The 20748-nt window shown below is 44.7% G+C and carries 15 protein-coding genes, 2 rRNA genes and 1 riboswitch; of the genes, 9 read left to right on the forward strand and 8 right to left on the reverse strand.

The genetic code is table 11. From position 1 onward, the window contains the following. Positions 1 to 76: 76 nt before the first annotated feature. The 6 genes from disA to HQN90_RS32120 form a co-directional block, all read right to left on the reverse strand. Positions 77 to 1156 carry a DNA integrity scanning diadenylate cyclase DisA gene (gene disA / locus HQN90_RS32095; protein ID WP_173226662.1) on the reverse strand — a complete coding sequence of 360 codons (1080 nt, stop codon included), beginning with the start codon at positions 1154 to 1156 and terminating at the stop codon, positions 77 to 79. Between the two features lie 493 nt (positions 1157 to 1649). Beyond that, positions 1650 to 3077 (reverse strand): DNA repair protein RadA, encoded by a 1428-nt coding sequence (gene radA, locus HQN90_RS32100; RefSeq protein ID WP_173226664.1) that lies wholly within the window; start codon positions 3075 to 3077, stop codon positions 1650 to 1652. A 158-nt stretch (positions 3078 to 3235) separates the two neighbouring features. Next, positions 3236 to 5677, reverse strand: coding sequence for an ATP-dependent protease ATP-binding subunit ClpC (gene clpC / locus HQN90_RS32105; RefSeq protein ID WP_173226666.1), 2442 nt, complete (start codon positions 5675 to 5677; stop codon positions 3236 to 3238). Positions 5678 to 5734: 57 nt separating this feature from the next. Further along, a complete protein-coding gene (locus HQN90_RS32110; protein ID WP_216855532.1) occupies positions 5735 to 6754 on the reverse strand; it encodes a protein-arginine kinase McsB in 1020 nt (339 codons plus the stop codon). A 66-nt stretch (positions 6755 to 6820) separates the two neighbouring features. Further along, positions 6821 to 7333, reverse strand: coding sequence for a protein-arginine kinase activator protein McsA (locus HQN90_RS32115; RefSeq protein WP_173226670.1), 513 nt, complete (start codon positions 7331 to 7333; stop codon positions 6821 to 6823). A 13-nt stretch (positions 7334 to 7346) separates the two neighbouring features. Beyond that, positions 7347 to 7808, reverse strand: a complete 462-nt coding sequence (locus HQN90_RS32120) for a CtsR family transcriptional regulator (protein WP_079418081.1) — start codon at positions 7806 to 7808, stop codon at positions 7347 to 7349. 361 nt (positions 7809 to 8169) lie between these two features. On the opposite strand from HQN90_RS32120, the gene HQN90_RS32125 reads away from it, so the two are divergent. The 9 genes from HQN90_RS32125 (at position 8170) to HQN90_RS32165 (ending at position 20032) form a co-directional block, all read left to right on the forward strand. Further along, the gene (locus tag HQN90_RS32125; protein ID WP_173226672.1) at positions 8170 to 8958 is read left to right on the forward strand and encodes a response regulator transcription factor; all 789 of its coding nucleotides are present in this window, start codon (positions 8170 to 8172) and stop codon (positions 8956 to 8958) included. Between the two features lie 7 nt (positions 8959 to 8965). After that, positions 8966 to 10759 carry a cache domain-containing sensor histidine kinase gene (locus HQN90_RS32130; RefSeq protein ID WP_173226674.1) on the forward strand — a complete coding sequence of 598 codons (1794 nt, stop codon included), beginning with the start codon at positions 8966 to 8968 and terminating at the stop codon, positions 10757 to 10759. A gap of 231 nt (positions 10760 to 10990) precedes the next feature. Continuing rightward, complete coding sequence (locus HQN90_RS32135) at positions 10991 to 11851, forward strand: ABC transporter permease (protein WP_246362944.1); 861 nt, start codon at positions 10991 to 10993, stop codon at positions 11849 to 11851. Continuing rightward, entirely contained in the window at positions 11845 to 12705 is an 861-nt protein-coding gene (locus tag HQN90_RS32140; protein WP_173226678.1) for a carbohydrate ABC transporter permease, read from the forward strand. The genes HQN90_RS32135 and HQN90_RS32140 overlap by 7 nt, the downstream gene beginning before the upstream one ends. A gap of 96 nt (positions 12706 to 12801) precedes the next feature. Beyond that, positions 12802 to 14340: an extracellular solute-binding protein gene (locus HQN90_RS32145; RefSeq protein WP_173226680.1), complete on the forward strand. Its 1539-nt coding sequence runs from the start codon at positions 12802 to 12804 to the stop codon at positions 14338 to 14340. A gap of 106 nt (positions 14341 to 14446) precedes the next feature. Then, the gene (locus tag HQN90_RS32150) at positions 14447 to 15265 is read left to right on the forward strand and encodes a phytanoyl-CoA dioxygenase family protein (protein WP_173226682.1); all 819 of its coding nucleotides are present in this window, start codon (positions 14447 to 14449) and stop codon (positions 15263 to 15265) included. 102 nt (positions 15266 to 15367) lie between these two features. Next, positions 15368 to 15541, forward strand: a riboswitch (M-box (ykoK) riboswitch). A gap of 308 nt (positions 15542 to 15849) precedes the next feature. Further along, on the forward strand, positions 15850 to 18501 hold the full coding sequence (gene mgtA / locus HQN90_RS32155) for a magnesium-translocating P-type ATPase (RefSeq protein WP_216855533.1): 2652 nt from the start codon (positions 15850 to 15852) through the stop codon (positions 18499 to 18501). A 24-nt stretch (positions 18502 to 18525) separates the two neighbouring features. Next, a complete protein-coding gene (locus HQN90_RS32160) occupies positions 18526 to 19230 on the forward strand; it encodes an MgtC/SapB family protein (RefSeq protein WP_173226686.1) in 705 nt (234 codons plus the stop codon). 19 nt (positions 19231 to 19249) lie between these two features. Further along, the gene (locus HQN90_RS32165) at positions 19250 to 20032 is read left to right on the forward strand and encodes a magnesium transporter (protein ID WP_173226688.1); all 783 of its coding nucleotides are present in this window, start codon (positions 19250 to 19252) and stop codon (positions 20030 to 20032) included. Between the two features lie 411 nt (positions 20033 to 20443). Here the strand turns inward: HQN90_RS32165 and rrf are convergent. Together rrf and HQN90_RS32175 are read right to left on the reverse strand one after the other, a co-directional pair. After that, a 5S ribosomal RNA gene (gene rrf / locus HQN90_RS32170) occupies positions 20444 to 20560 on the reverse strand. A 106-nt stretch (positions 20561 to 20666) separates the two neighbouring features. Further along, positions 20667 to 20748: ribosomal RNA gene (locus tag HQN90_RS32175) — 23S ribosomal RNA — on the reverse strand; the annotation flags it as partial.

Raw genomic sequence — 20748 nt, forward strand, 5'->3', positions numbered from 1 at the left:
TACCCTAATCTTGACTTAATAAAACCTGATTGACTTCACAAAACCTCAACATTGATACTTTATGATTGTATCCAGTTTAAATATGTCTGTCAATGAAGACTTGTTCCTGAATCCTCTTAAGACCTTCCTTAATGGCGCGGGCTCTCACTTCTCCGATTCCGTCAACTTCATCCAATTCTTCAATTGTCGCCATCATCATGTGTGGCAGGTAATCGAACTTCTCGACCAAATTAGCAATAATAATCGAGGGCAGCCTCGGTATTTTCCCAAGAATCCGGAAGCCGCGAGGCGAAACGGGTTCTTCGACAATGGAATTCGTATGCGGATAACCGAGTAACCGGATAATCTGGTGCGGCTCCAGCAGTTCATCCGAAGATAACCGCTTTAATCCGGCTTGCATATCTTTGACGCGATCTTCCGATAATTCTCTTACATAATCTTTTACGAGCAAACGCGCTTCAAGTTCCGCATTGCCCACAAGTTCTTCCAATTGCATGCTGATGAGGCGCCCTTCATTCCCCAATTCATTAATATATCGATTGATCTCCGCTTTAATGCGTAAAACCATCTCGAAACGAGCAATAACATTCGTCACATCGTGAAGCGTAACAAGCTCCTCAAACTCAGATGCGCTAAGATTGGTCAACGACTGATCGAGGACAACCTTGTAGCGTTCCAACGTTTGAATCGCTTGATTCGCCTTCGTTAGAATGACACCAATATCCTTCAGCGCATAGCGCAAATTGCCTTGATATAGGGTAATGACATTCCGCCGCTGCGAAATGGAGACGACTAATTTGTTCGTTTGCTTCGCAACACGTTCAGCCGTCCGGTGTCTAATTCCTGTCTCCGATGAAGAGATGGAGGAATCAGGAATTAACTGTGTGTTCGCATAGAGAATTCGTTTGATGTCTTCACTTAATATAATCGCGCCATCCATCTTGGCAAGCTCATATAAATAATTGGGAGAGAAGTCGCAATCGATGGAGAAACCCCCATCTACAATTTCTCTGACCTCCGCACTATAACCAACAACAAGAAGTCCACCCGTTTTGGCGCGTAGGACATTCTCCAAACCATCGCGGAACGGCGTACCGGGTGCTACCATTTGCAGCAGCTGGCTCATGACGTCTCGCTTTATCTCTTCTTTACTCATCTTTTTCCTCCTGAAGGCTTGCAGGTTGAATGACCACGAGTTAACCCAGTGCTGCTCGCAATGCTTCTGCCACTGTGTTCACTCCGATAATCTCCATACCGGGCGGATGCGTCCACCCCTTCAAACTTTTCTCTGGCATAATACGATTTCACCGAACACCACATCATAGGGTTGTATGGCTTGATCCATAAACTGGAGGCAATACGAGTCCAGGATAATTGACGATTAAACAATCCCTATATATATCATACATTTCACATTCGCAATTCATGCTGCTTTGATAAAGTCCATTTGCTAAATCCTTACAACTAAGTATAACGGAAAATGCTTTCCTTTAAAAGAATTTGTATACAATGAACGAACAGTTCTCGTTTTCTTAGGTTAACCAGTTTAATTTATAACTAAGTTTGAACTTTTATTAACAATCAAAACAAAAAAGCAACCACTCTCTTTTGACTTGTGAGATGGTTACTTTTGTAATTATTTATATCAATTATTCCTCCTCGTCCCACGGTGCTTTCTGCTCTTTGCCTTTGGGAGAAGAACCAAATACAGAATGAATGACTTGGCTCAAGGTTTTACAAGGAATTACCTTTATTGTAGAAAACGTAGTTGTGCTTTTCAAGCCATTGAGCGCAACATAGACACGTTTGAAACCCATTCTTTCAAGTTCTCTAACTCTTACTTCTAGCGTAGGAACTTTCTTTAATTCACCTGTTAAACCAATATCGGCGATAAAGACGGTATCATTGGGGATACCTTGATTCTTACAGGAAGATACAATACTCATGATTGCCGCCAAATTGGATGATTGTTCTTTCAGCCTCATACCGCCAGTTGTTTTCACTACTACATTCTTATCATGAAGTGGCATATTAGCCCTTTGTTCCATAATGCTGATAAGTGTATTAACATGGTCCTTTTTTAAACACTCGGCAATACGGCTTGGGTATGGCATGAACGTAGTTGAAACCAAGCTTTCTATTTCCAAAATAATAGGTCGTGTACCTTCTTTAACAACGGTTAACGCACTTCCACTAACCACATCATTCTCGTCTCGTTGTGTCATAAAGAATTCAGAGGGATTATCAATAGGTGTCAGCCCTTGCTCGCCCATTGTGAAAAATCCAAGCTCCCCTGTGCTGGCATACCGGTTTTTCGTGGAAAACAGCTGTTTTAGCTCCTCTCCCTCTTCTCCTTCAAGAACAAGAACGGCATCCACCAAATGTTCTAATGCTCTTAAACCAGCTAATTCGTTATCTTTTGTCATCTGTCCCACCATAATAATGGCTCTTGGTCTTTGCGCATCTTTGGCAACTTTGAGGAGAGCATTGGCACATTCCATCGTTTGCGTGGGAGAGCCCGGTCTTTGTGGATATTCTTCCAATACAAAAGTTTGAATACTATCTATAATAATAAGATCTGGGTCTACTTGATCAATACAACCTAAGACATTATTCAAGCTGTTGTCCGAATAAACCCAAACGTTTTGATGAATATTTTGCAGGACTCGCTCTGCTCTTCTCTTGATCTGACTGTCACTTTCTTCCCCTGAAGCATACAGTACTTTCAATCCTTGCTTTGCCACATCATCCGATATTTGCAGTAAAAGTGTGGATTTCCCCGCACCTGGAACAGCCGTAATAATCGTAACAGAATCTTTCACGATTCCTCCACCCATTACACGATTGAATTCATTGTACTTGGTAACAATCCTATCACTGTTCTGGGATACGGTATCTGTAAGACGATTAATGATAACATTTTTCTTTTTCGTTATGCCCTTTTGGCCGCCACTAGGAGCATTGATAATATCTTCTTCTTCAAGAGTGTTCCACTCACGGCAACTATTGCACGAACCTTGCCATTTGGGATGCTCTTGACCACAACTGGTGCACTTATATATGGTTTTCTTTTTCATACTCAGATTCACTTCCCTACATTAATTCAAAAATTTCGTCCAAAATGATCCTACCAAGTAAAGTTTACTATTTTTGTGAAGCCCGTGAAAGGGCTGAAATAAATAAAAAGCATTTTGCCCACCCAAGCTGGATGGAGCAAAATGCTTCTTTGCTTTTATTATTTAGCAGCTACGCCTTCGCCTTTCAGGACAACAAGCTCGCCTTCATTCTCATCAATCGTCAAGGAATCACCTTTGGAGATGTTTCCTCTGAGCAGCTCCTCAGACAAGCGATCTTCAATATGCTTCTGAATCGCTCTGCGCAGCGGTCTTGCTCCATACGTCGGATCAAATCCTTCTTTGGCTAGGAACAACTTCGCTTTGTCTGTCAGCAAGAAATCAACCTCTTGCTCTTTGAGACGTTTGCGAAGATCATCCGCCATCAAGCTGACGATTTGGGCAATATGCGTTTCATCCAAGGAATGGAACACGATGGTTTCATCAATCCGGTTAAGGAACTCAGGACGGAAGCTTTTCTTCAGCTCACCCATCACTTTGTCTTTCATATTCGTATAGTCTCTGCCTGCATCTACCGCGGCGGTAAAGCCCAGGGACGAATTCTTCTTGATCACATCGGCACCCACATTGGATGTCATAATAATCAATGTGTTGCGGAAATCAACAGTACGCCCTTTGGAGTCTGTTAGACGCCCATCTTCCAAAACTTGAAGGAGGATGTTGAACACTTCTGGATGTGCTTTCTCGATTTCATCGAGCAGCACGACGGAATATGGCTTACGACGAACCTTCTCGGTAAGTTGGCCGCCTTCTTCATAGCCCACATAGCCTGGAGGCGCCCCAACGAGTCGGGATGTCGAATGCTTCTCCATGTACTCGGACATATCGATACGTACTACCGCATTGTCATCGCCGAATAAAGATTCAGCTAAAGCACGGGCTAATTCCGTTTTACCTACCCCAGTAGGTCCAAGGAAAATGAAGGAGCCCATTGGGCGCTTCGGATCCTTAAGGCCTGCTCTGGCGCGGCGGATCGCACGGCTTACCGATTTAACAGCTTCTTCTTGTCCAATGACACGCTCATGAAGAATTTCTTCCATTTTGAGCAGACGCTCTGTTTCTTCTTCCGCCAGCTTGCTGACCGGAATGCCAGTCCAGCTCGCTACGATCTGAGCGATGTCGTCAGGCGTAACTTCTGTATCCAAGCGGCCTTGTTTCTCTTTCCAATCGTTCTTCGTCGTATCCAGCTCTTCACGAAGCTTCTGCTCCGTATCGCGAAGACCGGCTGCTTTCTCGAACTCTTGGCTTTGAACCGCGGCATCCTTCTCCTTGCGAATATCCTCCAGCTTATTCTCAAGCTGTTTCAAGGAAGGCGGTATGGTGTAAGAGCGAAGCCTTACTTTGGAACTCGCCTCATCAATTAAATCAATCGCTTTATCCGGCAGGAAGCGGTCTGTGATGTAACGATCCGAAAGCTTAACCGCTTCTTGAATCGCAGCATCCGTGATTTTCACACGGTGATGAGCTTCGTAGCGGTCACGCAACCCATACAGAATTTGAATCGCTTCATCCGGCGATGGTTGATCCACCGTGATCGGCTGGAAACGACGCTCAAGCGCAGCATCTTTTTCGATATATTTACGATATTCATCTAACGTTGTAGCACCGATACATTGCAGCTCACCTCTGGCAAGAGCCGGTTTCAAGATGTTGGAAGCATCAATTGCTCCTTCCGCGCCACCCGCACCGATTAAAGTGTGAAGCTCATCAATGAATAATACGATATTACCCGCTTGGCGAATTTCGTCCATGATTTTTTTGAGACGATCCTCGAATTCACCGCGATATTTCGTCCCTGCAACTACAGAGCCCATATCGAGGGTCATAACCCTTTTATCCTTCAAAGTTTCAGGGATCTCATTATTAATAATCTTCTGTGCCAAACCTTCGGCGATCGCTGTTTTACCAACACCAGGCTCACCGATAAGTACGGGATTGTTTTTGGTTCTGCGGCTTAATACTTGAATCACACGCTCAATTTCTTTGCTGCGTCCGATGACAGGGTCCAAATGACCCTCTTTGGCGTAGGCAGTAAGATCTCTCGCTAACCCATCTAGTGTAGGCGTGTTTACATTCTGATTATTGCCATGGCTTGGCGAAACCGTCTCGCTGCTGCCTAACAGTTGAAGCACTTGTTGACGCGCTTTGTTCAAAGAGACGCCCAAGTTATTGAGTACGCGTGCTGCAACTCCTTCGCCTTCGCGAATAAGTCCAAGCAAAATATGTTCAGTCCCCACATAGGTGTGACCTAATTTTCTAGCTTCATCCATCGATAGCTCGATGACTTTCTTCGCTCTAGGCGTATACGCAATATTGGTAGGCTGTTCTTGTCCTCTGCCAATTAAAGACTCGACTTCATCTTGAATTTTCTCAAGACCTAAGCCCAGAGCAACGAGTGCTTTGGCAGCAATGCCTTCCCCTTCACGAATAAGACCAAGTAAAATGTGCTCAGTGCCAATATTGTTATGCCCTAAGCGAACTGCTTCCTCTTGTGCCAAAGAAAGCACCTTCTGCGCACGTTCTGTAAATCTGCCAAACATCATAGAGAACACCTCCAAAAGTAGTATATCTATGGAAAACCTAAAGGATGAATCTAATGCTTAAATTCTACCAAATTTCTCGCGAATCAACTCTGCCCTGCGTACATCACGCTCTTCGGCATTTAGTTTCTCACCTGCATATTGCTGCAAGAAACCAGGCTGTGTCATCACCAGAAGCTCATTCAGAACATTCGACGAAACATTATTGATGATGCCTAGGTCAATTCCTAGTCTTACATCGGACAAACGCTGCGCCGCTTCCTTAGAGTCAATGATACCTGCATAAGACAGAATCCCAAGCGAACGGTTCACACGGTCTATTATCCGCATTCTCGACTCTTGAATCAGTTTATGTCTCGCTGCACGTTCATGCTCTATAATTTGTCTGGCAACGCTGTGCAAATTATCAATAATCTCTTCTTCGGATTGTCCAAGTGTAATCTGGTTGGATATTTGGAATAGATTACCTAAAGCTTCGCTGCCTTCCCCATATAATCCTCTAACCGTCAACCCAACTTGCGTAACAGCTGATAAAATCCGATTAATTTGTTGGCTGAGCACCAACGCGGGCAAATGCATCATAACGGAGGCACGGATTCCAGTACCGACGTTAGTAGGACAGCTTGTTAAGTAGCCCCGCTTTTCATCGTATCCATAATCCAATTGTGTTTCAAAAATATCATCAATTTGATTCGCTAAATCCCAAACTTCCTTAATCTGAAAACCGGGACATAAGCATTGTATGCGAAGATGATCCTCTTCGTTGATCATAATACTGATGGATTCATTTTCGCTTAAAATAACGGCGCCATTCCTGGACTCGTTAGCTAAATTTGGACTGATTAAATGCTTTTCGACAAGAACCATTCGTTCAAGCTCATTGAGTTCAGAGAGAGGAATCAGTGAGAAATGACTAATCGTCTCCAACTCTTCATTCTCGAGAACCCCAGATAAATGACCAAGTACTTCTTGTGATTGTTGATTGGTAGCTAGCATGGGATATGGATAGTCTCTAAGGTTGCGTGCAATCCGAATTCGACTGCTGATGACGATATCCGACTCAGGACCTTCACCCTTCATCCATTCGCTCAATGCATCTCCCGTAAACCGCTGTAATGTCACTGGATTCACACCTTCCTGACAAGATCACATACCCGCAATTTTTTTCTCAATGTCTCGAATCTGATCACGAATCTTAGCTGCTTCTTCAAACTCTTCAGCTTCAATACAGGCCATCATATCCTTCTTGAGCGTATCAATTTCCCGCTTGCATTGGATGATTCCACCGCTTCGCTTCGGTACTTTCCCGACATGAACGATGTTGCCATGAACCCTTTTGAAGAGAGGATCTAACTTTTCCGAAAAGCTTTGATAGCAGGATCCGCAACCAAAACGACCTAATTTACTAAACTGCGAATACGTAAGGCCACAGTTCTCACATCGGATAGCCTGTGACTTCGCCGCGGAGAGAGATGACGGATCGAAATCCAGTAACCCAGATAACAGATTATGAATCGAAAAGCCGTTAGACGTTCCCGGTATCATCTCGCCCTTCTCACGAGCGCAATTCTCACAAATGTGGAACTCGTTCTTGTCTCCATTTATAATCTTCGTAAAGTGGAGAGTCGCCGGTCGTTTACCGCATTCCTGACAAATCATTTCGTATGCCTCCTCATCTGCTAAGCAAGGATATCAGCATTGCTTTAAGAATCTTAGCCCGAATTTCGTCGCGCAACGGGAGCTTGAAGGTCAACACATCTCTCGATATCGCTGCCCGAATCAGGTTAGCTTCTCTGGTCGAAATATAGTGACCCTCCTGCAGCTGGTATATCAGTCCTTCTGAGGTGACTTGATCGATATGTGTATGAATCGTGCGAAAAATATGATCTAAAATAGATCCATGACTCTTGAGCTCGATCTTCTGAATACGAATGTATCCGCCGCCGCCGCGCTTACTCTCCACAATGTAGCCCTTTTCCAAGGTAAATCGGGTACTGATCACATAATTGATTTGGGAAGGTACACACTGGAATTGATCAGCTAAGTCGTTGCGTTGAATTTCGATGGCCCCTTCGGAACTTTGCTGCAGGACATGTTTCAAATACTGTTCAATAATTTCTGATACGTTACGCATCAATTCATCCTCCCAGACTGCTAGAAGTAAATTGACTTTGATTGACTTTGACTTTCTTTGACCTTAACTAGATTATAATCATTTCCTTTCTTTTTGACAAGTACTGCTTCTCACATTGTGCAGCGGCCGCCTTTTCACAGAAATCACAACCTACTCACAGTATTTACAAAAATACCCCTGCTTAACGTATAGGCTTGTTCCAATTCCTTCTTTTTTTCATGGCCATTCCCAATCCACCGCTGTTGGGGTAGATTTGTGCTTAGTAAACTTCTACAATGTGTCTATATAAACAAGCGTTTATATTACTGGTATCATTGTCATAATAATGTATGTATTTTTTACTCATAAGGAGGAGATCTATATGTCTATAACGCCGATAAGCGTGCTGATCATTGATGATGAATTGCCGCTAAGACAAGAACTCCGATCTATGCCATGGCCTTCGTTTGGAGCTGAGCTGGTCGGAGAAGCGGAAAATGGCGAAGAGGCTTTAGAGCTGTGCAAGGCCTTGGAACCTGATCTTGTTATCTCCGATATTACGATGCCCATCATGGATGGATTGGAATTGTTTCGCATCGTAAAAAAAAAATTTCCACTCATCCAATTTGTGCTGCTAACCTGCCATAGCGATTTTCATTATGCGCAAGAAGCGCTGAAGCTAGGGGCTTTGGACTACTTTACGAAGCTGTCGTTTGATGAAGAGGATATGAAGACGGCGATTGAAAAGGCGAGAACAGCGATCAGACGTGAAACCGAATTAAGGGATTATGAGCAGGAACGGACACGCCGGGAGTTGTCCAATCCGCAACAGGCAGGAACACGTGACGAACGGAAGATTCGAAAAGAAGTCAAGCTGGCACAACAAATTATTATGAGCAAGCTGGGAGATCCGATTACGCTGACCTCCGTTGCGGATGAGGTTGGGTTGAGCTCGTACTACCTCAGCCGTCTGTTCCGGGAAGAAAGCGGTGAATCCTTCAACGATTATGTCACTCGCCTGCGCATGGAGAAGGCTGTGAACCTGCTTCAGAACACTCAGCTTAAAGTGTACGAAGTGGCCGAACAGGTAGGCATTCCCAGTTACCGTTATTTTTCACAGCTTTTCCGAAATTGGACCGGGGTAGCACCAACAGATTATAAAAAGGGTTGATGACAATATGAAAGCGCTTATTTCTTGGTTTGGCAGCTGGAGCATGCTGGCCAAACATTTTCTTTTTCTGTCCGTAGGAACACTCGTTCTATTAGGAGGGCTTGGCTGGATCAACTTGCGCGAAGCGGAGGGATTATTCCGGAGACAGGTCGTTTCGGACGCTCAAATTATTATTGACCGAACCAATCTGTATATGAATGCTTACCTAGATAATGTGCAAAATATTCTTATGCTTATCTCGACCCGTGAAGATTTGTTGAGCGAAGAGAAGGAGAAGGAAGCTGCGGAGGTTCTGCGTTCGTATGCGAATATGAACAGAACGCTGTATAAGTCGCTCTATTTGGTCGGTGAGGATGGCCATGTTATTTCCAACTCTCAAACCACCTTCGATATTATTGGCAATCCTCAAATCCCCGTACTGCTCACGAAAGCCAGGGAGACCTACGGGATGTTTATCACTGAGCCCTATCAATCCCCCATGTCGGGTAAAACAGTAGCCTTCGTTTTGCCGATTCAATCCTCTTCAACGAAGTCATTCAAAGGGATCGCTGTCGTGGAAATCGATCTCGTTCAGTTAACGAATCTAATCGCTCAATTCATGAATACGAAAAATCAAACATTCGCGATCATCACCAATAAAAAAAATGTTGTCCATTCGTTTGATGCGGGGCTCCCGCTTAACTCCTACCGGCTGCTGCCGTATAATACGTCTGTGTTCCCGCCGGAGCTGGATGCCGGCTTTGTCGACAAGGTGTCAGAGCTTCCTCTAGGAGCAGCCGAAATAACAGGCCCGCAAGGCGATTTGGTTGCTGTGAAGTCCGGGATGAATAAGCTTGGCTGGTATTTTATCGCCTTCTATGAGAATAACTTTTTCTATCAAAATATTCGCAGTCTTTACCGAAATTTCAGCACAGCGGGCGCTTTCTGGATCTTCCTTGTCTTAGTCAGCACCTACATGATAAGCCGGTATATTACGCTGCCAGTGCGTACATTGGTTGCTAAGATGGACCGGGTTCGAGATGTGGAGGTGCTTCACACCATACACGCGACCGGAAATGACGAAATCGGCCGATTAGCCCGAAGCTATAACGCTATGATGGAGCGGATTCATCATCTGCTGCAGGAAACGAAGGAAGCGGAACGCCGCAAGAAGCATTTCGAGTTGAAAATGCTGCAGAGTCAAATCGCCCCCCATTTTTTGTATAACACGCTTGCTTGTATTAGTTCTTTGGCCAAGCAGCACAAAATCAACGAGGTTCGGGAAACGATCAAGACGCTTGTTGGCTTGTTGTCTTTCAGCTTTGATAAAAGCACGGAGTTCGTCACTTTGGCGGACGAGCTGGAAGGGCTGCGCATGTATGCGTACATTCAGAAAGTACGATACGGCGATAAGTTCACGATGGAGATTGACGCTTCTCATGCAACGCTATCGAAAACAATTCTAAAGCTAACCTTGCAGCCGCTTGTGGAGAACGCCATTTTCCATGGCATTGTGCCGCTCAAGCATGCTGGAATGATCCGTATACGGACGAAGTGTGTGAAAGATAAACTGATCATTATCATCAGGGACAACGGGCTCGGGATGAACTCGGAGATCTTGAACAGTCTGTTTGAAGAGCGGCACAAAGCGCCGAGTAAACATAGATTCACAGGAATCGGGATTATGAATGTCCACGAACGAATTGGGCTCCATTTCGGAACGGGGTATGGATTATCCATTTTCTCCTTGCCAGAACGCGGTACGTTGATCCGAATCGAGCTTCCAGCTGTGGAACATGAACAAGTAGAAAAAACCAAATAAAGCGTTTGCAAGAATTCGGACATTTTCACAGGATCACTGTATATTTTCCAAAGAAAGCGCTTGCTATACTAAACTCAACCCGTTAGGAAGCGAGTCAACAGTTGGAAAAGAGGTGGCCTCATGGAACAGCAGATTGCAATCAAGCAGGAAATAAAGGCGGGGAGAAAGACAAGAGAAGCGAATCTTAAATTATCTGCCAAGCAAATTTGGGCTTTTCGTGCTTTTTATCTCATGCTTTTGCCCGGCGTTATTTATTTCGTTATTTTCCGCTATATTCCGATGTATGGTGTAGTTATTGCGTTCAAGGATTTCCAAATATTAGATGGTATTCTCGGCAGTGGTTGGGCTGATCCATGGTACAAGCACTTTCAAACGTTTTTTGATTCTCCTTATTTCGGACAGCTCATGGCCAACACTTTCATTATCAGTATCTATAAGCTGGTCTTTGGTATGGCCCCGCCAATTATTATGGCGCTGCTGCTCAATGAGTGCAGGCTGCGCTGGTTCAAAACGGTCGTACAGACGCTAACGTATATGCCGCACTTCTTATCTTGGGTCATTATTTACGGTATCTTAATCGCGCTTCTTTCGCAAAACTCAGGAATTGTCAACGGCTTTATCGAAGATGCCGGCGGACAATCAATAGGCTTCATGACATCGATTGACTATTTCCGGACCATTCTGGTAAGTTCGGAAGTTTGGAAAGATCTCGGTTGGGGCGCGATCATCTACTTGGCAGCGATGACAGCGATCGATCCGACCTTGTACGAGGCAGCCCGCGTGGACGGCGCAAGCCGACTGCGGATGATTTGGCATATTACACTGCCAGGCATTCGAAATGTCATTGTACTTCTGCTCATCTTAAAGCTGGGGCATATTATGGATGCCGGGTTCGATCAAATTTATATTTTGTATAACATCCAAGTTTATCAAGTTGCCGACATATTGGACACGTGGGTGTTCCGGACAGGACTGCAGCAGCTCAACTTCTCTCTGGGGGCAGCCGTTGGATTGTTCAAATCATTTATTGGACTCGTTCTGGTACTCGGCTCCAATCAGTTATCCAAGAAATGGGGTGAGGGCATATGGTAAGAGGCTGGGAAGACCGGATCGTGAACACGATCGTCGTCCTCATTCTCGGACTTGCTGCGTTAGCGGCGATAGTGCCGCTGATGTATGTGATAGCCGTATCCATCACGCCTTTCTCTGAGGTACTGAAAAACGGCGGCTTCATCCTGATTCCTAAGTCCATCACCTTTAGCGCGTACCATAAGCTTTTCACCGAAACCAACATTCCAAAAGCATTCTGGGTAACGATCTTCATCACTGTGGTCGGTACGCTGGTCAACCTCATTTTGACTTCGCTGATGGCTTATCCGCTTAGCCGTCGCAATCTCCCAGGCAGAAGCTATTTCCTTCTTATGGTCGTCTTTACGATGCTGTTCAGTGGGGGACTCATTCCGACCTATTTGGTTGTGAAATCCTTAGGGCTTCTGGATTCCGTCTGGTCTATGATTTTACCGAATGCGATTTGGAGCTTTAATATTCTGATCATGAAAAGCTTTTTTGAAAGCCTCCCTGAAGAGTTGTTTGAATCGGCCCGGATGGATGGCGCGAAGGAATTCCGGATTTTATGGCAAATCGTATTGCCGCTCTCGGTTCCGTCTATGCTCACGATTGGGTTGTTCTACATGGTCGGTCATTGGAATGAATTTTTCCAAGCGATTATGTATGTAACAGACCGCAATCTATTTCCTCTACAGGTCGTTATTCGCGAGATTCTCATGCTGACCCAGCAACCGCTGGAAAATGCCGAAAATATGCTTCCTACCGAAACGATGCAAATGGCGTCCGTTGTCGCTGCAAGTTTACCTATCATTCTTGTGTATCCGTTCATTCAAAAGCATTTCACCAAAGGCATGCTGATGGGCTCCGTCAAAGGTTGACCCCGTGTGCTGAATATATCAGGACTGCAGCCTGGTTCGTTCCGCTACGGCAACAATAGAAGCAACTTTACTTTTTAAAAGAAAGAAGGGGTATCTATGAAAAAGAAATTGCTCGTACCAATTCTTCTCGCCATGACTTTCGCTGGTGGAACAGTTATTGCCGGCTGCGGTGGAAAGCCAGCAGCGAATAAGCCTACAGATAAAGCTGCAGAGAGCAGCAAACCGGCTGCCAGCTCCAAGCCAGTTAAGCTTGACATTATCGAAACAGGCAGCGGTCTTCCTTCTCCTGATCAGGACGTTATTAAGCAAGAGCTGGATAAGGCGCTGGGCACAGATCTCAATCTAACTGTGTATGCATCAAACGATGATTACAAAAATCAGTTGAACGTGCGCATGTCCTCCGCGAACTTCCCAGATTTATTCGCTGTAGACCGCCAGCAATTAAAGCAATTTACGGATCAAGGCCTTCTGCTTGACCTCACGCCTTATTTGGATAAGCTTAAGCCGGTACAAGACTTTATTGGGGCTGACAGCTTGAAGAAAGGGATGCTGAATGGCAAAACGTATGCCATCGCCAAGTCGCCGCAGATCCCCTACAATACGTACTGGATTCGCCAGGATTGGCTCGATAAATTAAATTTGAAAGTTCCTACGACTCCGGAAGAATTGCTTGAAGTTGCCAAAGCGTTTACCGAGAAGGATCCAGACGGCAATGGAAAAAAAGATACGTATGGTCTCACAGGCGGTAAATTGGGTGCGTTTGATACTGTTTTCGGAGCTTATGGCGTAGGCATGGACGGCGGTACTCCAAGCATTTATGTAAAGGATAATAAAGTTGTGAACGCACTGTATGATCCCGGGATGAAGGATGCGCTCGCTTTCGTACAGAAAATGATTGCTTCCGGTTCGGTGGATCCAGAGCTTTTGGCTAACTCAGGCCTTCAGCATCAACAAAAAGCGATCAAAGGGCAAGCGGGAATCGTCTATCTGGATTGGCCCAATGTTACGAAGGATCAATTCGTTGAGCAAATTAAAGCTGTGAATCCGAATGCCAAATGGGTACAGGTTGATGCCATCAAAGGACCAGGCGGCAAATACGCAAGCGCCTACGACATTGGGAAGGCAGCAGCATTGTATGCCGTTCCAAAGTCACTTGAGAAAAATCCGGAGAAGCTGCAGAAGGTCATTGATTTATTGAACTATGTGTCCTCCAAGGATGGTTCCTTGTTAGTTCAGTACGGGGTGAAAGGCAAGCATTATAATCTGGATGGCAGCAAAGTTGTTCCGACAGATTTGATGGGCAAAGAAGGCGGATATTTCTGGCTGTATCAATTCGCAGGCCGCCCGGAAATGGATTATTTGACGGTGAAATTCGGACCACAGGCTAAGTTTATGGAATTCGCAAGCAAACAGCCGCACATTGATGGATTGGCTGGATTTGTGGATATGCCTAACGGCTACAATGCCGCAGACGCGAGTCGCTACATTGAAGAAGAGTTCTCCAAATTCATTTATGGCAAGCGCCCGCTAAGCGAGTATGACAGCTTCCTCAAGACATTGGAAAGCTCGATGAATTATAAAGCGTATTTAGATGCGGCGGACAAAAGAATCAAAGAACTCGGCTACTTGAAGTAGAGATCGAGGAAAAGGAAGGAGAAAGCGACTTCCTTTTCTTTTTAAAGAAAAATTTACACGAGTAAAATTCAAGATAACCCTAATTTAATATGAGGAGTGTATTCACATGACACAAACAAAACTGGATATTCCTGCACTAATTCAACAATTCAACGAGAATGGTTATTTGATATTGCCTGGCGTACTGTCGGAAGATAAAGTTAATCGGCTGAATGCCGCCATTGACCGAATCGTTGCCGAAGAGCCGGAATCATTAGCTCATAATATTTATAACAGTGTAGAGCGCGACGATGAAATTGCATCGCTGATCGACGAGCCTACGCTGCTGCCTCTGATGGTTAATCTGCTTGGCTATAACATTCAGCTGCATATCTCGCATTTAACGATTCGGAAGCCGAATCCGAACGATGTGAAAACCGAGTCACACAGCTTCATTAATTGGCATCAAGACGGACCGCATCCGCAGTTTCCTAAACAAAACGGCCTTACGTCTACGTATTATATCAAGACCTGCTACATTCTGAGCGACATGACACAGCCGGACCGCGGCAATACGAAAGTTATCCCAGGCTCGCACAATAAGCCGTTTCATCCGGAGAGTCAGGATGTCCGCGGCCAGGTGCCGGGAGAAGTACAAGTCTGCGGAAAACCGGGGGATGTGTTCATTTTCCCGCAAAATCTGTGGCATGCTGGTGCGCCAAACCAGTCCGAATTTACACGCCGTCAGCTGTTCCTAGGCTACAGCCCGATCTGGATGAGACCGATTGATTATCGCAGCGCGTCTGAGCGACTGCTGGGGAACGCATCTCCTTACCGGAAGCAATTGTTGGGCGTTATCGATGAGGATCCATTTAAATTTTATGTTCCACAGGAGTCCATGGTTCCATTGAAGGAGCTGCACCTGCAATCCAGTCCCAACAAGTGATTGCTGAAGCTGATTTCGGAGAACAGGTAACACAATTACTTTTTTTAGAAAATTAATTATTGACATCCACAAGAAAACAGGTGTAGTATTTCACTGTAAAACATATGACCTCGTTAGGTGAGGCTCCTATACAAACATAGGCCACTGCCCGGAAACATCGAAAGATGCCAATGGGTAGAACAGGGATTGCCGGATTAAGGCTTTTCATAAGGTGGCTAAGGGATCTTATATCTCTTTACGTTGTATAGTGCTAAAACTCGACTAGGGGGAACCGGCATTAAGTGTCTTTTTGTGCGCTTATTTATGATCCCTCTAGGTGAACCTAGAGGGATTTTCATTTTGAAAGGGGTGATTTCACATGGACAGTAGTCCCAGTAGGCCAAGAACTGAATATGAACGATATTGTCCTGTGAAGAGAAGGAACTCGTTTTTCTCAATCACCCATACCAAACACATTTTCCAAATTTGTCCACTTGCACGCAAGAGACAGGTTTATTTAAGTGCGTGCATGTCTGGATGATCCGATAAAATCGAGTTCCGAAGCCGATGGCTCTCCTTCGTGGAGAGCTTTTTTGTGTCCAAAAATGACGGTGGAGGAACGAACTATGAAAAATAATAACCGAATTGAACAAAACCATACAGCGATAACAAATCGCTTAGTCGAGGCATCCTTTTGCCACACAGAGGATCTATTAGCAGAATTAGCAACATCTCACGCAGGGTTGAAGGATACCGTCCTCAAAGAAAAACGAAATCAGTTCGGGAAAAATCAAATTGCTCACGAAAAGCCGCCTGCCTGGTACCTGCAATTGCTTGTATGCTTTAAAAATCCTTTTATTCTTATCCTCTTAGCACTGGATATCTTCTCTTTTCTTACCGATGATACCAAGGGTCAAATCGTAATCAGCGCAATGATTGCGATTAGTCTTCTGATTACATTTACTCAAGAGTTTCGTTCGATTCGCACAGTCGAGAAGCTTAAAGCAATGGTGCGAACAACTGCCACGGTGACTCGAAACGGTATCAAGCAAGAGATAGATATGGAACAGCTTGTTCCCGGCGATATTGTCCATCTGTCGGCAGGCGATCTGGTTCCGGCTGATATCAGGCTGCTGGCCTCCAAGGATCTCTTCGTCAGTGAATCGAGCCTTACTGGAGAAGCGCTTCCCGTTGAAAAGCAAGATTCCCAAATCGTCACTGGATTCAACAAAACCAATCGACCTCGGCAAGCCAATGCGCTAGAGCTCGGCAACATCTGCTATATGGGTACGAATGTCGTTAGCGGAACGGCTGCCGGCGTCGTTGTATCCACGGGAGCTTCAACTTATTTTGGATCGATGGCCAAAACATTAACGGGGAAACGTCCACTGACGAGCTTCGATAAAGGGGTGCACAGTGTCACCTTTGTCCTCATTCGTTTTATGCTCATTATGGTTCCCATTATTTTCTTTATCAATGGCTTCACCAAAGGCGATTGGTGGGATGCGTTGCTGTTTGGCTTATCGATCGCAGTTGGATTAACACCTGAAATGCTTCCTGTTATTGTAACTACCAACCTGGCCAAAGGCGCTTCCGTGATGGCGCGAAATAAAGTCGTTGTCAAACGTTTAAACGCGATCCAAAACTTCGGAGCGATGAATATCCTTTGTACAGATAAAACTGGAACACTCACTCAGGACAAAATTATTCTTGAAAATTATATGGATATTCACGGCAAAGCAGATCTGAAGGTTCTCGAATATGCGTATTTGAACAGCTATCATCAAACTGGACTGAAAAATTTATTAGATGTTGCCGTGTTGGAACATGTGGAGCTCACCGATATCCTTGGCGCAGAAAAAAGTTATACAAAAGTGGATGAAATCCCCTTTGATTTTAACCGCCGCCGAATGTCCGTAGTGCTGGAGAAAAGCGGCAATGGCCATGTCCTCATTTGCAAGGGAGCCATGGAGGAAATTCTAAGTGTTTGTTCCCATGTGCAGGATCATGGAGTAAGCATGGAACTTACGCCTCAAATTACACAACAGGCCATGCAGTTGGTCCATAAATTGAACAACGATGGGCTTCGTATTATTGCTGTTGCCGTCAAATCCATTTCGCCTAAACAAGATCCCTACGGCAAAGAAGATGAAAAGAACCTCACCCTCATTGGATACGTTGGTTTCATCGATCCCCCCAAAGAAACAGCAAAAACAGCCATCCAGGCTTTAAAGCTTAATGGGGTTGATATTAAAGTCTTAACTGGTGATAACGCCGCGGTTACTCGCAAAGTATGCAAAGACGTTGGACTTCATGTGAGCCTAATCGCTTTGGGCAGCGATATCGACCATATGAACGATGCGCAGCTTGCTGATTTTGCTGAAAAAACAACGGTATTCGCCAAATTAAATCCGTTGCAGAAATCCAGAATCGTTCGAGCGCTGCAATCCAAAGGTCATACGGTTGGTTTCATGGGAGACGGCATAAATGACGCAGCTTCACTGCGCCAAGCCGATGTAGGCATTTCCGTAGACACCGCTGTAGATATCGCCAAAGAATCGGCAGATATTATTTTATTGGAGAAAAATTTGATGGTCTTGGAAGCTGGCGTCATTGAAGGGCGACTGACATTCGGCAATATTATTAAATACATTAAAATGACGGCCAGTTCAAATTTCGGCAACGTATTTAGTGTAATGGGCTCCAGCATCTTTCTCCCTTTTCTTCCCATGCTTCCGATTCATTTGCTTATTCAAAACCTGTTTTATGATGTCTCGCAGCTATCCATTCCTTGGGATCGCATGGATAAGGAATTCTTAGCGAAGCCGAGAAAGTGGGATGCCAAGTCCGTTTGTCGATTTATGCTGTTTATAGGTCCGATCAGTTCTATATTCGACTATGCCACGTATTTCCTTATGTATTTTGTATTTGCAGCTAATACCGTTGAAAACCAGTCTTTGTTTCAATCCGGATGGTTTATCGAAGGACTCTTATCGCAAACCCTTATTGTGCATATGATCCGTACAGAAAAAATACCATTTACCCAAAGCCGGGCCAGTATGCCTGTACTTCTACTAACTAGTTTGATAATAATCGCAGGGATTTTCATTCCCTTCAGTGCTTTCGGGTCCAGCATCGGTCTGCAGCCATTGCCACTTTCCTACTTCCCTTGGCTTGCTGCTATCTTGCTAAGCTACTGCTTCCTTACACAAACCGTTAAAAAATGGTACATCCGCAAATTTAACGAGTGGCTCTAACAAATTGACAAAGAGGTGATACAGATGACTTTGGAAATGATTTTCAAACTTATTCTGGCTTTATGTTTCGGACTTCTTATTGGTATGGACAGACAAATCAAGCAAAAACAGCTAGGCTTACGGCCTTGCATGGTCATCTGTATCACCAGTTGTTTAATTACAATCGTATCCATTCATGCGTTCGATAAATTTGCTGGGGCTAATCATCCTAATATGGACCCTATGCGCTTAGCCGCGCAAATCGTGAGCGGAGTTGGTTTTATTGGCGCTGGGGTTATCTTGAGAAGAAGCAATGAGGTCATCTCCGGATTGACTTCAGCCGCGATGATTTGGGCAGCATCTGGGCTTGGTATTGCTGTGGGCGCTGGATTCTATGCAGAAGCGACCTGCGGGGTCATTTTGTTGATCATTGCTGTCAATGTCGTCCCCTATCTCATTAAGATTGCCGGATCCAACACCTTAAACAGACACGACGTAGCGGTCAAAATTGTTGTAAAACCTAACTACAGAATGACAGAACTCATCCAGACCATCGAACGCAAAAATACCGGAGATCTTCGTAAAGCATCCGAATACAAATTAAGACATATGAAGCTGAAGGACTTGGATAATGGCAATCAGATCTTGGATTTAATTCTGTCTGTACCTGAACACCACTATACAACAGAAATTTATTATTACATTAAAAGAATTGAGAATGTCTTGACTGTCGATGTCGAACATTTATGAAGAAAGGCGGGGCCACACGATGATTAAATTGAATCAGCTTAGATACAAAGAAGAATATACGTATTATTTACTGCTAGCCATCAAAGAAGAAAACAAAGATCAATTTCGCACGGATTTCCTCGAGCTTCATCCAGCCGATCAAACACAGATATTTATGGCGTTGGATGATAGCAAACGAACCCGGGTCTACTCGTTCCTCACGCCTTCCGAATTTGGAGACATATTCAGCGAACTGCCGCCTTTGCAGCAAAAAAATTGCTTATTAGAATTAGATCACGAATATGCCATTCTTATGCTTAATGATCTGCCATCCGATGATGCTGCTGATTTTATCGGTTTATTGCCCAACCAAGAAGCCGATTACCTGCTGAATCAAATGGATCAAGAGGAAGCCGACGATATCAAGCAGCTGCTAACTTACTTCTCGGGCACGGCTGGATCGCTGCTGACAACCGAGTTTATTTCCGTTAGAGCAACAGACTCCGTTGCCGCTATTCTTCAGAACCTGCGGCTTGTTGCGAGCCATGCCGAGACGATCTATTATCTCTACGTTACGGATGCAACCGGGAAACTCTTTGGCGTTCTATCGCTTCGTGATTTGATCGTTTCAAATCCTGATTCTTTGGTGCAAGAAATCATGGCAACTCAGATCATTTCAGTTAAGGCCGATTCTGATCTGTCGGAAGTTGGCCACTTGATGAAAAAGTATGGACTCCCAGCCATTCCTGTACTCCGGTTCGACGACATCATGATTGGAATCGTTACGTTTGATGATATTCTCACGACAATAATGTTAGTGTGAATTCTGAATAGATACTCTAGCATCTGTAACAACATTAGCATCCCCTAAGGGAGTTTCATGCACAGTCAGGGGGCTAAACGGAACTGGAGTACGCTATTTCTGGAAAAACGAGCTAAACTAGCGTGAAACGGAACTCAGTTACGCTATTTGAACGAAATCGCATGATTTGGACCAGTAACCGATGAAATAGCGTAACGTTGTTCCGTTTGCCCGCGAATTAGCTCCAATTTAATGAAATAGCGTATCCTAGTTCCCTTTCAGGTCAGCGTCCTTAAGTTTAGCTCAGAAAAAACCTTAAGGACTGTACTATGGCGATACCATGGTATCGCCATGGTTGACTTGAAAAACATCCACCATTGCTACAGAAAAGAAGCCTTTATAAGATTTCTCTTATAAAGGCTTCCTATAGTTGCTTGGCAACGTTCTACTCTCCCAGAACCCTGCGGTTCAAGTACCATCGACGCTGGAGGGCTTAACGGTCGTGTTCGAGATGGGAACGCGTGGGTCCCCTCCGCCATCATCACCAAACAGTCAAAGCGTGGTTTGCGCCTTGAAAACTAGATACGAAACGTGCGTAAAGGTAAGATCAACTCTACTACGACTGGCGTAGTTTCATTTGCTGCTTAGTCAGCTATTGGTTAAGCCCTCGACCGATTAGTATTCGTCAGCTGCATACGTTGCCGCACTTCCACCTCGAACCTATCAACCTCGTCGTC

The organism is Paenibacillus alba (genome assembly GCF_013204855.1).
GTDB classification, from domain to species: domain Bacteria; phylum Bacillota; class Bacilli; order Paenibacillales; family NBRC-103111; genus Paenibacillus_E; species Paenibacillus_E alba.

Bases quoted from the DNA above. Each gene is read 5' to 3' on its own strand.
- disA (WP_173226662.1), bottom strand. From the start codon at position 1,156: ATGAGTAAAGAAGAGATAAAGCGAGACGTCATGAGCCAGCTGCTGCAA.
- radA (WP_173226664.1), bottom strand. From the start codon at position 3,077: ATGAAAAAGAAAACCATATATAAGTGCACCAGTTGTGGTCAAGAGCAT.
- clpC (WP_173226666.1), bottom strand. From the start codon at position 5,677: ATGATGTTTGGCAGATTTACAGAACGTGCGCAGAAGGTGCTTTCTTTG.
- HQN90_RS32110 (WP_216855532.1), bottom strand. From the start codon at position 6,754: ATGAAGGGTGAAGGTCCTGAGTCGGATATCGTCATCAGCAGTCGAATT.
- HQN90_RS32115 (WP_173226670.1), bottom strand. From the start codon at position 7,333: ATGATTTGTCAGGAATGCGGTAAACGACCGGCGACTCTCCACTTTACG.
- HQN90_RS32120 (WP_079418081.1), bottom strand. From the start codon at position 7,808: ATGCGTAACGTATCAGAAATTATTGAACAGTATTTGAAACATGTCCTG.
- HQN90_RS32125 (WP_173226672.1), top strand. From the start codon at position 8,170: ATGTCTATAACGCCGATAAGCGTGCTGATCATTGATGATGAATTGCCG.
- HQN90_RS32130 (WP_173226674.1), top strand. From the start codon at position 8,966: ATGAAAGCGCTTATTTCTTGGTTTGGCAGCTGGAGCATGCTGGCCAAA.
- HQN90_RS32135 (WP_246362944.1), top strand. From the start codon at position 10,991: ATGCTTTTGCCCGGCGTTATTTATTTCGTTATTTTCCGCTATATTCCG.
- HQN90_RS32140 (WP_173226678.1), top strand. From the start codon at position 11,845: ATGGTAAGAGGCTGGGAAGACCGGATCGTGAACACGATCGTCGTCCTC.
- HQN90_RS32145 (WP_173226680.1), top strand. From the start codon at position 12,802: ATGAAAAAGAAATTGCTCGTACCAATTCTTCTCGCCATGACTTTCGCT.
- HQN90_RS32150 (WP_173226682.1), top strand. From the start codon at position 14,447: ATGACACAAACAAAACTGGATATTCCTGCACTAATTCAACAATTCAAC.
- mgtA (WP_216855533.1), top strand. From the start codon at position 15,850: ATGACGGTGGAGGAACGAACTATGAAAAATAATAACCGAATTGAACAA.
- HQN90_RS32160 (WP_173226686.1), top strand. From the start codon at position 18,526: ATGACTTTGGAAATGATTTTCAAACTTATTCTGGCTTTATGTTTCGGA.
- HQN90_RS32165 (WP_173226688.1), top strand. From the start codon at position 19,250: ATGATTAAATTGAATCAGCTTAGATACAAAGAAGAATATACGTATTAT.